Origin of the sequence: Bradyrhizobium sp. CB1717, from assembly GCF_029714325.1 — a bacterium.
In the GTDB taxonomy this organism is placed as follows: domain Bacteria; phylum Pseudomonadota; class Alphaproteobacteria; order Rhizobiales; family Xanthobacteraceae; genus Bradyrhizobium.
This window is the reverse complement of record NZ_CP121666.1, coordinates 3,826,361-3,839,175: the sequence shown is the minus strand read 5'-3', so window position 1 is coordinate 3,839,175 and position 12,815 is coordinate 3,826,361. Positions and strand designations below refer to the sequence as shown.

Sequence of the window (12,815 nt, the reverse complement as noted above, 5' to 3'; positions counted from 1 at the left end):
GACAAAATTCTCAAGGGAAATAACGGGTTGGATTCAACTTTTGAATCTCGCTTGAAACCTCACCCCGCCCCGGGCCCCGCTCCCCATCTGTGGAAGCTGGATGGGCTAAAAGTGCATAATCACTTGGCTTTCGCCCGCTGCTATCAGGTGCTAAGAGGCGGCGGATATTCACGTTGGCGCGCCAAAAGCGCCGTTCCCAAGAGGGCTTCCCCGATCATGGCAAAAATCAAGGTATCCAATCCCGTCGTCGAACTCGATGGCGACGAGATGACCCGGATCATCTGGCAGTACATCAAGGACAAGCTGATCAACCCGTTCCTGGATGTCGAGCTGCAGTATTTCGACCTGGGCATGGAGTACCGCGACCACACCAACGATCAGGTCACCATCGACGCCGCCGAGGCGATCAAGAAGGTCGGCGTTGGCGTCAAGTGCGCCACCATCACCCCGGACGAGGCCCGGGTGAAGGAGTTCAACCTCAAGCAGATGTGGAAGTCGCCGAACGGCACCATCCGCAACATCCTCGGCGGCGTGATCTTCCGCGAGCCGATCATCTGCAAGAACGTGCCGCGCCTCGTTCCCGGCTGGACCAAGCCGATCATCATCGGCCGCCACGCCTATGGCGACCAGTACCGCGCCACCGACATCAAGTTCCCGGGCAAGGGCACCCTCTCGCTGAAGTTCGTCGGCGAGGACGGCACCGTGATCGAGAAGGAAGTGTTCAAGGCTCCGGGCGCCGGCGTCGCCATGGAGATGTACAATCTCGACGACTCCATCATCGACTTCGCTCGCGCCTCCTTCAACTACGGCCTGCTGCGCGGCTACCCGGTGTACCTGTCGACCAAGAACACGATCCTCAAGGTCTATGACGGCCGCTTCAAGGACATCTTCCAGGAGATCTTCGACAAGGAGTTCAAGAAGGAGTTCGACGCCAAGGGCCTGACCTACGAGCACCGCCTGATCGACGACATGGTGGCCTCGGCCCTGAAATGGTCCGGCGGCTATGTCTGGGCCTGTAAGAACTACGACGGCGACGTGCAGTCCGACACGGTCGCGCAGGGCTACGGCTCGCTCGGCCTGATGACCTCGGTGCTGCTCACCCCCGACGGCAAGACCGTCGAGGCGGAAGCGGCCCACGGCACGGTGACCCGCCACTACCGCGAGCACCAGAAGGGCAAGGAGACTTCGACCAACTCGATCGCGTCGATCTTCGCCTGGACCCGTGGCCTGTCGCACCGCGCCAAGCTCGACAACAACGCCGAGCTCGCCAAGTTCGCCGCCACGCTCGAGAAGGTCTGCGTCGACACCGTCGAGGAAGGTTACATGACCAAGGACCTCGCGCTCCTAGTTGGCGCCGACCAGCGCTGGCTCTCGACCACCGGCTTCCTCGACAAGGTCGCCGAGAACCTGGTCAAGGCGATGGCGGCGTAAGCCGACCGTAATTTCGCCCGACTGGGCCAGACATCATCATGGGCCGCGCGACAAGCGCGGCCCATTTTTTTGAGAGCTTTCGCGGAGACCGCCATGTTCATCAAGCTTGCCGCCCCCAGCCTGTTCCTGCTCGCCGCAATGGCCGGGCCGGCTGTCGCCGATCCCCTACCTGAGGCCATCGCCGCGCCTGGCGAGACCGCCGTTCTCAGCGTCCACGCCGAGGGCGCGCAGGTCTATGAGTGCAAGGCCGGCACCGACGGCAAGCTCGCCTGGGCCTTCCGCGAGCCGATCGCCACCCTGCTCTCCGAGGGCAAGACCGTCGGCCACCACTATGCCGGCCCGAGCTGGGAGCTCGCCGACGGCAGCGCCGTCGTCGGCAAGGCCACCGGCAACGCGCCCGGCGCAACGGCTGCCGATATCCCCTGGCTGAAGCTTGAGGTCGCCTCCCGCCGCGGCAGCGGCGTGCTGTCGCCGGTCACCACCGTCCAGCGCATCAACACCCATGGCGGCAAGCTCGAGGGTTCTTGCGACAAGGGCGGCGAGTTCAAAAGCGCGCCCTACTCGGCCGACTACGTCTTCCTGAAGAAGGGCTGACCGCTCAGCGGTCGGTGTCTTCCTTCTCCGCCTGCGCCAATTCCGCCGCCGCGAGATCGCCGCTGTCGGCCAGCCGCGCCTTGGCGGTGGTATGGACGTGATCGGCCAGCGTCGGCATGCGCGCGATCAAAGCGTGAAAGTCCTGGGCGTCGAGTACGAGGAGGCGCGTCTTGCGCGTCGCCGTAACGGTGCCGCTGCGTTTTGTCTTATGCAGCAGCGCGATCTCGCCGAAGAAGGTGCCGTCGGCAAGGCGCACCTGCTGGCTCGGCAGCGCGATCTCGACCTCGCCGGCGGTGATGAAATACATCGACGAGGCCGCATCGCCGCGCCGCACCAGGATCTCGCCCTGCTCGATGGTGCGCGCGCGCAAGAGGCGCATGATGTCGGCGATCTCGGCCGCGGACAGATGCGAGAACAGCGGCACCCGCGCCAGCATGCCCCAGGTGACGACGAAGTCCCGCCGCTTCACCTCTTCGGCGAACGCCGAGGAGATGATCGCGACCGGCAGCGCGATCATGGCGAAGCCGCTGATGATGGCGAAGGTCGAGATGAATTTTCCGAGCGGCGTCACCGGCACGACGTCGCCATAACCGACGGTGCCGAGCGTCACGATCGCCCACCACATCGCCTGCGGGATGGTGCCGAGCTTGTCCGGCTGCACGTCGCGCTCCACGGCATAGAGCAGCGAGGCGAAGGTCAGCACCGCGCCGATCAGGATGACGATGCAGCCGATCAGCGCGCGCCGCTCGGCATGCACGGCGGCGAGCAGCGAACGCATCGCCGGCGAATAGCGGATCAGCTTGAAGAACGGCAGCACGCCGAGCCCGGCGAGCGTCGCGTGCCGGCCCGTGGCGAGCACGATCGCAGCCGGCAGGAACGCCATGAGGTCGATGATGCCGAGCGCGGAGAAGGCATAAGAGAGCCGATCGGACAGCGCTGAGCCTGTGCGCTGGGTGTGCCCCGCCACGGTCCACAGCCGCGCCGCATATTCCAGCGCGAACACGATGACGGCGAGGATGGCGATCGCACTGAATAGCGTGTCGAACCGCGCGTCGAGCTCCGGCACCGAGGCAAGGATCATCGCGGCCACATTGAGCACGATGACGCCGATGATGAGCTGGATGAAGCGCGACCCGACCGAATAGGCCAGGGGATCGTGCTCCAGCAATTCGTAGAGGCGATCCCGGAAGTCGGGATCGCCAAGCCCACGTCCTCGCGGAACGAGGCGCATGGGCCTTTAAGCGCCTGCCATCGCTTTTTCGATCGCCGCCAGCGCCGCGGTGGCGTTGGCGCCGTCGGGGCCGCCGGCCTGCGCCATGTCGGGCCGGCCGCCGCCGCCCTTGCCGCCGAGCGCTTCGGAAGCGACGCGGACGAGGTTCACGGCGTTGAAGCGCGCGGTGAGGTCCGGCGTGACGCCGACCACGACGCCGGCCTTGCCATCCCCGGTGACGCCGACGATGGCGACGACGCCCGAGCCGATCTGCTTCTTGCCGTCGTCGGCAAGGCCCTTGAGATCCTTCATCTCGATGCCCTCGACCGCACGCGCCATCAGCTTGACGTCGCCGACCTCGCGCACGCCGCTCGCCGCGCCGTTGCCGGCAGCAGCGCCGCCGCCCATGGCGAGCTTCTTGCGGGCGTCGGACAGCTCGCGCTCGAGCTTCTTGCGCTCCTCCATCAGCGCGGCGATGCGCGCCGGCACGTCGTCGATCGAGGTGCGCAGCTCGTTGGCCGCGGTCTTCGCCAGCGCCATGGTCTCGTTGGCGTGTTTTCGCGCGTAGTTGCCCGTCAGCGCCTCGATACGGCGCACGCCCGAGGCGACCGCGCTTTCGCCCGTGAGCGTGATCAGGCCGATGTCGCCGGTGCGCTTGACATGCGTGCCGCCGCAGAGCTCGACCGACCAGCCGAGCGCATTGGCGCCGCGCTCGCGCGCGGTCCTGCCCATTGAGACGACGCGGACCTCGTCGCCATACTTCTCGCCGAACAGCGCACGCGCCCCCGCTTCACGGGCCTCATCGACGCCCATCACGCGGGTGGTGACCTCGTCGTTCTCCAGCACCACGTCGTTGGCGATGTCCTCGACGCGGGCAAGCTCCTCCGCCGTGATCGGCTTCGGATGCACGAAGTCGAACCGCAGCCGGTCCGGCGCGACCATCGAGCCGCGCTGGGCGATGTGGTCACCGAGCACCTGGCGCAGCGCCTCGTGGATCAGATGCGTCGCCGAGTGATGCGCGCGGATCGACGAGCGCCTGGAATGATCGACCTCGAGCTGCAGCGCGGTGCCGAGCTTGAGCTCGCCGCTCTCGACGGTGCCGATGTGGACGAAGAAATCGCCGAGCTTCTTCTGCGTGTCGGTGACGCGGACCTTGATGCCGCCCTCACCCGTCAGCACGCCGGTGTCGCCGACCTGGCCGCCGGACTCCGCATAGAACGGCGTCTGGTTCAGCACGAGCGCACCGGTTTGGCCGGCCTTGAGACTGGCGACCTCCGCGCCGTCCTTGACCAGCGCGGACACGACGCCCTCGGCGCTCTCGGTCTCGTAGCCCAGGAACTCGGTGGCACCCAGCTTCTCGCGCAGCGGGAACCAGATCGCCTCGGAGGCAGCCTCCCCCGAGCCCTTCCAGGACTCGCGCGCCTTGGCTTTCTGGCGCTCCATCGCGTCGGTGAACGCAGCCTGGTCGACGCCGATGCCGCGCGACTTCAGCGCGTCCTGGGTCAGGTCGAGCGGGAAGCCGTAGGTGTCGTACAGCGTGAAGGCGACGTCGCCGTCGAACATGTCGCCCTTCTTCAAGGACGCGCTCTTCTCGTCCAGGATGGCCAAGCCGCGCGCAAGAGTCTTGCGGAAGCGGGTCTCTTCCAGCCGCAGCGTTTCCTCGATCAGCTTCTCGGCGCGCATCAGGTCGGGATAGGCCTGGCCCATCTCGCGCACCAGCGCCGGCACCAGGCGATGCATCAGGGGCTCCTTGGCCCCGAGCAGCTGCGCATGGCGCATCGCGCGGCGCATGATCCGGCGCAGCACATAGCCGCGGCCCTCGTTCGAGGGCAGCACGCCGTCGGTGACGAGGAAGGCGGAGGAGCGCAAATGGTCGGCGATGACGCGGAACGAGCCGGCGGTCTGCTCCTGCGGCCCGCTGCCGAGCGCGGACGCCGTCGCATCGATCAGATTGCGGAACAGGTCGGTCTCGAACACGCTCTCGACGCCCTGCAGGACGCAGGCCATGCGCTCCAGGCCCATGCCGGTGTCGATCGAGGGACGCGGCAGATCCACGCGCTCCTCCTTCGTCACCTGCTCGTATTGCATGAACACGAGATTCCAGAATTCGAGGAAGCGGTCGCCATCCTCCTCAGGAGAACCGGGAGGGCCACCCCAGATATGGTCGCCGCGATCGATAAAAATCTCCGAGCACGGGCCGCACGGCCCGGTGTCGCCCATCGCCCAGAAATTGTCCGAGGTCGGGATGCGGATGATGCGGTCGTCGGAGAAGCCGGCGATCTTCTTCCAGAGCCCGTGCGCCTCGTCGTCGGTGTGGTAGACCGTGACGAGCAGCTTGTCCTTCTTCAGCCCGAACTCCTTGGTGATCAGCCTCCAGGCGAGCTCGATCGCGCGCTCCTTGAAGTAATCGCCGAACGAGAAATTGCCGAGCATCTCGAAGAAGGTGAGATGGCGCGCGGTGTAGCCGACATTGTCGAGGTCGTTGTGCTTGCCGCCGGCGCGCACGCATTTCTGCGAAGTGGTCGCGCGCTGATACGGCCGCTTCTCCACCCCGGTGAAGACGTTCTTGAACTGCACCATGCCGGCATTGGTGAACATCAGCGTCGGGTCGTTGCGCGGCACCAGTGGCGAGGACGGCACGATCTCGTGGCCGTTCTCGGCAAAGAAGTTCAGAAAGGTCGACCTGATCTCGTTGACGCCGCTCATGTTCATCCAATCGGGTGTGCTTGGGCCCGCTGCCGCCGTCCAAACCGGAAATTAAGGCTGATATCTGCGGGCCAAAGCGCTTTTAGACAAGGCCAGCTTCGCTGTCCAGAAACTGTGCAAGGAGATCAGAGGGTTGCCGCAGGCGCGCAATCCGGTTGAAAGCCGCTGAAGTCGCGTTGACAGGCTTGGCTAGCCTGTGGTCTGTACCCATCTGTATCGTACGGCCACGTCGGGAGAGACCGGCTTTAGGCAGCCGGCGCCGAAGGAGCAACCGCCCCGGAAACTCTCAGGCAAAAGGACCGCGTGGCTTTGACAGCATCTGGAAAGAGGCGCCGACGGGCTTAAGACCCGGACTGCGTCCGCCGACGGGATAATACTCTCAGGCACAGCGACAGATGGGGCTTCGACTGGTGTCCATGGGGAATCCTCCCCGGGAACCGCCGAGGGCCCCTGAGATGCTAGCGCACAGCCAAGACTCCCTGAAACGTACGCCCCTCCACAGCCTCCATGTATCCATGGGCGGCAAGATGGTGCCCTTCGCGGGCTATGACATGCCCGTGCAATACCCCGCGGGCGTGCTGAAGGAGCATCTTCATACCCGCACCAAAGCCGGCCTGTTCGACGTCTCCCATATGGGCCAGATCGCGCTCCGGCCAAAGTCGGGCAAGGTCGAGGACGCCGCCCGCGCGCTGGAACGGCTGGTGCCGCAGGATATCGTGGCAATCGCCAAGGGGCGGCAGCGCTACGCCCAGTTCACCAATGCGGATGGCGGCATCCTCGACGACCTGATGGTCGCCAATTTCGGCGATCACCTGTTCCTGGTTGTCAACGCCGCCTGCAAGGAACAGGACGAGGCGCATTTGCGCGCGAATCTGTCCGACGACTGCATCATCGAGCAGCTCGCCGACCGCGCGCTGATCGCGCTGCAAGGCCCGAAGGCGGAAGCGGCGCTGGCGAAATTCTGTGCAGAGGCCCCGGCCATGAAGTTCATGGACGCCGGCCCGCATGAGGTCGCCGGCATCAAGTGCTTCGTCTCGCGCTCCGGCTACACCGGCGAGGACGGCTTTGAGATCTCGGTTCCCACCGCCGATGCCGAACGCCTCGCCAAGATGCTGCTGGACAATCCGGACGTGCTGCCGATCGGCTTAGGTGCCCGCGACAGCCTGCGGCTGGAAGCGGGCCTCTGCCTCTACGGTCACGACATCGACACCACCACCACGCCGGTCGAGGCCGCGCTGGAATGGTCGGTGCAGAAGAGCCGCCGCACCGGCGGCGCCCGTGCCGGCGGCTTTCCCGGCGCCGCGAAGATTCTCGCCCATTTCGACAATGGCGCATCCCGCCGCCGCGTCGGCCTGCTCGCCGAGGGCCGTGCGCCGGTGCGCGAAGGCGCGCTGCTGTTTGCCGACAGCGCGGGCGGCGAGCCCATTGGAAAGGTCACGTCGGGCGGTTTCGGCCCGAGCCTGAGCGCACCGGTGGCGATGGGCTACGTGCCCGTGAGCCTGAGCGCGCTCGGCACAAAACTCTTCGCCGAGGTGCGCGGCCAGCGATTGCCGCTCGCAGTCGCTGCCATGCCCTTCGTGAAAAACACCTACAAACGCTGAGGACGAGACAATGACCACGACGCTGTACACTTCCGACCATGAATGGCTCGCCATCGACGGCGATACCGCCACGGTCGGCATCACCGATTACGCACAGCAGCAGCTCGGCGACGTCGTGTTCGTCGAATTGCCCAAGGTCGGCCGCACCTTGAAGAAGGCCGAAGCCGCCGCCGTCGTGGAATCGGTGAAAGCAGCCTCCGACGTCTACGCACCTGTTACCGGCGAAGTGCTCGAGACCAACGAAGCGCTGGCCGCCGAGCCGGCGCTGATCAATTCGGATGCGCAGGGCGCGGCCTGGTTCTTCAAGATCAAGATTGCCGACAAAAGCGAGCTCGGCGGCCTCATGGATGAAGCCGCCTACAAGGCACATACGGCTTAGGGACGATGGAGCAAGCGATGACCGCGCACCGTAAATCCAGCGGCGAGACCGCCGCCAGTTTCGTTCGCCGCCACATCGGCCCCTCCGCGCGCGATGTCACCGCAATGCTCGAGGCCGTCGGCGCCAAGAGCGTCGACGCGCTGATGGCGGAGACGCTGCCGGCCTCGATCCGGCAGGCCGCCCCGCTCGATCTCGGCAAGCCGCTCAGCGAGACCGAGGCGATCGCGCATATGGCCGAGCTCGCCGCACAGAACCAGGTCTTCACCTCGCTGATCGGCCAAGGCTATTCCGGCACCATCCTGCCCGCGGTGATCCAGCGCAACATCCTGGAGAACCCGGCCTGGTACACGGCGTACACGCCCTACCAGCCCGAGATCAGCCAGGGCCGGCTGGAGGCGCTGTTCAACTTCCAGACCATGATCTGCGACCTCACCGGGCTGGACGTCGCCAACGCCTCGCTGCTCGATGAGGCGACCGCCGCGGCCGAAGCCATGGCGCTCGCCGAGCGCCACTCGCAGGTGAAGGCCAAGGCCTTCTTCGTCGACAAGGACGTGCATCCGCAGACGCTGGCGGTGATGCGCACCCGCGCCGAGCCGCTCGGCTGGAATCTGGTCGTCGGCGATCCCCTCACCGATCTCGACAAATCAGACGTGCTCGGCGCGCTGCTGCAATATCCGGGTTCTTCCGGCGCATTGCGCGACCTCCGCCCCGCGATCGCCGCGCTGAAGGCCAAGGGCGCGCTCGCGATCGTTGCCGCCGATCTGCTGGCGCTGACGCTGCTCGCCTCGCCCGGCGAACTCGGGGCCGACATCGCAATCGGCTCGGCCCAGCGCTTTGGCGTGCCGATGGGCTATGGCGGGCCGCACGCGGCCTATATGGCGGTGCGCGATGCGCTGAAGCGCTCGCTGCCCGGCCGCATCGTCGGCCTCTCCGTGGATTCGCGCGGGATGCCGGCCTACCGCCTCGCGCTGCAGACCCGCGAGCAGCACATCCGCCGCGAGAAGGCGACCTCCAACATCTGCACCGCGCAGGTGCTGCTCGCCGTGATCGCCGCGATGTATGCGGTCTATCATGGCCCCGAGGGACTTTCGCAGATCGCGCGGACCGTGCATCGCCGTACCGCCGTGCTCGCTTCCGGCCTGCGCAAGCTCGGCTTCGCGCCGCAATCGGAATCCTTCTTTGACACGCTCAGCGTCGATGCCGGCGCCAAGCGCGCCGAGATCGTCGCGCGCGCGGCGGCCGAGAAGATCAATCTCGGCGTCGGTGAAACGGCGCTTCGCATCGCGCTCGACGAGACCACCACGCCGGCGACGGTAGAAGCGGTCTGGCGCGCGTTCGGTGGCCAGCTTTCCTACGCCGAGTTGGATGCGACCACGCGCGAGGCGCTACCGGAGGCGCTGAAGCGCACCACCGCGTTCCTGACCCATCCAGTGTTCCATGCGCATCGCTCGGAAACCGAGATGCTGCGCTACATGCGCAAGCTCAGCGATCGCGACCTCGCGCTCGACCGCGCGATGATTCCGCTGGGATCCTGCACCATGAAGCTGAACGCGACCACCGAGATGATGCCGCTGACCTGGCCGGAGTTCGGCAGCCTGCATCCCTTTGCCCCGCGCGAGCAGGCCAAGGGTTATCACGCGCTGTTCGCGCGGCTGGAAAAATGGCTGTGCGACATCACCGGCTATGACGCGATCTCGCTGCAGCCGAATTCCGGCGCGCAAGGTGAGTACGCCGGCCTGCTCGCAATCCGCGGCTATCATGCGGCGCGTGGGCAAAGCCATCGCAAGATCTGCCTGATCCCCTCCTCCGCCCACGGCACCAACCCGGCCTCGGCCGCGATGGTCGGCATGGACGTGGTGGTTGTGTCTTGCGAGAAGAACGGCGACGTCGACGTCAACGATCTCCGCGCCAAGGCGGAAAAGCATTCGAACGACCTCGCCGCGGTCATGATCACCTATCCCTCGACCCATGGCGTGTTCGAGGAGCACATCAGCGAGATCTGCGACATCGTGCACGGCCATGGCGGCCAGGTGTATCTCGACGGCGCCAATCTCAACGCGCAGGTCGGCCTGTCGCGGCCCGGCGACTACGGCGCCGACGTCAGCCATCTCAACCTGCACAAGACCTTCTGCATCCCTCATGGCGGCGGCGGCCCCGGCATGGGCCCGATCGGCGTCAAGGCGCATCTCGCGCCGTTCCTGCCCGGCCATCCCGCCACGAAGGGCGACGCTCCGGTCGGCCCGGTCTCGGCCGCGCCGTTCGGCTCGGCCTCGATCCTGACCATCTCCTACATCTACATCTTGATGATGGGTGGTGAGGGCCTGAAGCGCGCCACCGAGATCGCGATCCTCAACGCCAACTACATCGCGGCGCGCCTCGATGCGCACTTCCCGGTGCTCTACAAGAACGCCAGGGGCCGCGTCGCGCATGAGTGCATCGTCGATCCCCGTCCGCTGAAGACGACGTCCGGCGTCACCGTTGACGACATCGCAAAACGCCTGATCGACTACGGCTTCCACGCCCCGACCATGAGCTTCCCAGTGCCGGGCACGCTGATGATCGAGCCGACCGAATCGGAATCCAAGGCCGAGCTGGACCGCTTCTGCGACGCCATGATCGCGATCCGGAAGGAGATCGCCGAGGTCGAGGCCGGCCGCTTCAAGATCGAGGCCTCGCCCCTGCGCAACGCCCCGCACACCGTGCATGACATCGCCGATGACGACTGGAAACGCGCCTACACCCGCAGCGAGGGCTGTTTCCCCGACGGCGTCTCACGCACCGACAAATACTGGTGCCCTGTGGGGCGCGTCGACAACGTCTACGGCGACCGCAATCTGGTGTGCTCCTGCCCGCCAGTGAGCGACTACGCGGAGGCCGCGGAGTAAGTCGCGACGGAGTTTTTCGTAGGGTGGGCAAAGCGAAGCGTGCCCACCACCTCGCGCTTGTTGGAAGATGGTGGGCACGGCGCTGCGCGCCTTTGCCCATCCTACGGCACTGCATTCTGAACGCATATCAGGGTTTGACCAGCGAGCGCGTCTCGCGATCCCATCGCCAGAGCCGTTCGTTGGTCAGCTCGGTACCGCCCCACCAGCGATAGATCCGGTTGTGGCGCCACATATCGTCCTCGCGCGCAAAAATTGAACGCCCGAGTTCGGTCAGCGTGACCTTCCACTCGCTTTTGCCGAAATAGCGAGCCTCATTGTCGAACGCCGGATCGCCCAACAGGACCGGCGGCGCCGAATGTGCCCCCAGTTCGAGCAAGGCATGGTGCGCGTCGTTTTCGTCGAACACATCGCGCATCCACCAGGCCTCGGTGACACGCCTTGGGTCCGTGTGCCCGTCGTTCACAAAGTCCAGAATATCCATTTCGCTGGCACCTAGGCCCGTCACGCTGTCCGGAAGCTCTTCAAGCAACGCGATGAGCGCCGGCCGAAGTCTCGGCAGGATCGTCAGATCCGTCATCAGAAGATCGAAACAGGGCTTTGGCGTTTCAGCCCGATAGGCTCGCCAGGCGCGGCTTGCGGCCACCAAATGGGTGTCGGTCACCTTGAAGGCCGGCAGCTTCCATTTTGCGACAGATTCTGGAGCATAGTGCGCAACATGATCGTCTGTGTGCACCAAACTCAGCTTCGTTGTGATCTCCTTGTAGGGGCGAAGCAGGTCCAGCAGCCAGACCAGCACAAGCTGATCGTTTGGTCGAGGATCGACCCATATTTCAATTGAGTCGAACTTCGCACACAGCTCGAAGAAACCGATATCACGCGCTCCGAACCCCTCCAGCGAGCCGCGACAAGCGTCATCGAGCCAATGATCGCCGGGATTACAGTGCTTTGCCGATCGGCGCTCCAGCCCCGTCAAAAGCCGCTCCTCGGAAGGCAATTTCCTCCAGACGAAGCGTGGATAGAATCCAAGCACGACGTTCGCGACGCGCGACTGGCGAAGCACGTTTTCGTCAAGATGGTTCGTGGATAAAATCAAATGGGACACGGTCGCCTCTCAAAATTGCTACGCAATACGGGAATGCTGAGAGCCATGCGCACGCCTTAGTCGAGCGCGACCAACGCGCAGGTTTCGGCGTCCCATCGCCAAAGCCGTTCGTTGGTGAGAAGCGTGCCACCCCACCAGCGGTGGATCGGGTTGTGCCGAAGGAAATCGTCTTCTCCTGCCAGCACCGCCTTCCCGAGATCAGTGAGCGATAAGCGGGACCGCTTGTATCGCCTGACGGACGGCATCCTCGTGCATGGCGAGCGAGAACGGCCCCTGCTCCAGCCCGGCTACGGCCGGCATCGGACATCGCGCAAGTCCGTCAAGCAGCGCGCCGACTACCCAATAGTCGAAGACGCGCCGCTCGTTGCGCTTCTGATGTCCCGGGAACACGTCGAAGGGTTGCACTTCGCCCAGCGCAATCAAGTCCAGCATCAGCGTTTCCGTGGTGCCAAGACCCGTCGTGGCGCCCGGGAGCTCTTCGAGCAGGTTGACGACGCAACGCTCAAGCTGCGGAAGCAGGCTCAACTCGGTCTTGAGGAGGTCGAACCAGGCCTGCGGCGTCGGCGCGCGATACGCTCGCCATGCGCGGCCAGCCAGTTCGAGATGATCTCGCCCGAGCTTGATAGCCGGCGGATCCAGCTTCGCGAGTCGTTCCGGCTCGACGTCCCCGACGGCCATGTCCAGTGACGTATGGCGAATTTGGAGATCGCCGCTCTCTCGCTGCCGCAATGGTCGAGCAGCCATTGTGCATTTGGCTTCGGCCCGATCCATAGTTCGGCCGAGTCACATTCCGACAGCAACGCGATCAGTCCGCGCCCGTTAAAGCTCCATTTTTCCAGACGCCGGATTGGCGTGTCGTCCAGCCAATGAAGTCCGTGTGGCTGCGCCATACGCGGCGCGAAGAACG

9 protein-coding genes and 1 riboswitch are annotated in these 12,815 nt (G+C 65.2%); of the genes, 5 read left to right on the top strand and 4 right to left on the bottom strand.

Going from position 1 to position 12,815, the window contains the following annotated elements:
• Positions 1-216: 216 nt before the first annotated feature.
• Both QA649_RS18045 and QA649_RS18040 read left to right on the top strand, forming a co-directional pair.
• The gene (locus tag QA649_RS18045) at positions 217-1,431 is read left to right on the top strand and encodes an NADP-dependent isocitrate dehydrogenase (protein ID WP_283025365.1); all 1,215 of its coding nucleotides are present in this window, start codon (positions 217-219) and stop codon (positions 1,429-1,431) included.
• 93 nt (positions 1,432-1,524) lie between these two features.
• Positions 1,525-2,025 carry a DUF3455 domain-containing protein gene (locus tag QA649_RS18040; RefSeq protein WP_283025364.1) on the top strand — a complete coding sequence of 167 codons (501 nt, stop codon included), beginning with the start codon at positions 1,525-1,527 and terminating at the stop codon, positions 2,023-2,025.
• Positions 2,026-2,029: 4 nt separating this feature from the next.
• Here the strand turns inward: QA649_RS18040 and QA649_RS18035 are convergent, their stop codons facing one another.
• On the bottom strand, positions 2,030-3,256 hold the full coding sequence (locus QA649_RS18035; protein ID WP_283025363.1) for a cyclic nucleotide-gated ion channel: 1,227 nt from the start codon (positions 3,254-3,256) through the stop codon (positions 2,030-2,032).
• A gap of 6 nt (positions 3,257-3,262) precedes the next feature.
• Positions 3,263-5,941, bottom strand: coding sequence for an alanine--tRNA ligase (alaS, locus tag QA649_RS18030; protein WP_283025362.1), 2,679 nt, complete (start codon positions 5,939-5,941; stop codon positions 3,263-3,265).
• A 220-nt stretch (positions 5,942-6,161) separates the two neighbouring features.
• Positions 6,162-6,252: riboswitch (glycine riboswitch) on the top strand.
• Positions 6,253-6,396: 144 nt separating this feature from the next.
• Here alaS and gcvT point away from each other — a divergent pair.
• The 3 genes from gcvT to gcvP are packed head-to-tail and all read left to right on the top strand — an operon-like array spanning position 6,397 to position 10,806.
• Complete coding sequence (gene gcvT, locus QA649_RS18025; protein ID WP_283025361.1) at positions 6,397-7,542, top strand: glycine cleavage system aminomethyltransferase GcvT; 1,146 nt, start codon at positions 6,397-6,399, stop codon at positions 7,540-7,542.
• 10 nt (positions 7,543-7,552) lie between these two features.
• Complete coding sequence (gene gcvH / locus QA649_RS18020; protein ID WP_283025360.1) at positions 7,553-7,921, top strand: glycine cleavage system protein GcvH; 369 nt, start codon at positions 7,553-7,555, stop codon at positions 7,919-7,921.
• 17 nt (positions 7,922-7,938) lie between these two features.
• Positions 7,939-10,806 carry an aminomethyl-transferring glycine dehydrogenase gene (gcvP, locus tag QA649_RS18015; RefSeq protein ID WP_283025359.1) on the top strand — a complete coding sequence of 956 codons (2,868 nt, stop codon included), beginning with the start codon at positions 7,939-7,941 and terminating at the stop codon, positions 10,804-10,806.
• Between the two features lie 127 nt (positions 10,807-10,933).
• Here gcvP and QA649_RS18010 read toward each other — a convergent pair whose 3' ends face one another.
• Positions 10,934-11,908 carry a hypothetical protein gene (locus QA649_RS18010; protein ID WP_283025358.1) on the bottom strand — a complete coding sequence of 325 codons (975 nt, stop codon included), beginning with the start codon at positions 11,906-11,908 and terminating at the stop codon, positions 10,934-10,936.
• Positions 11,909-12,106: 198 nt separating this feature from the next.
• A complete protein-coding gene (locus QA649_RS18005; RefSeq protein WP_283025357.1) occupies positions 12,107-12,586 on the bottom strand; it encodes a hypothetical protein in 480 nt (159 codons plus the stop codon).
• Positions 12,587-12,815 lie beyond the last annotated feature (229 nt).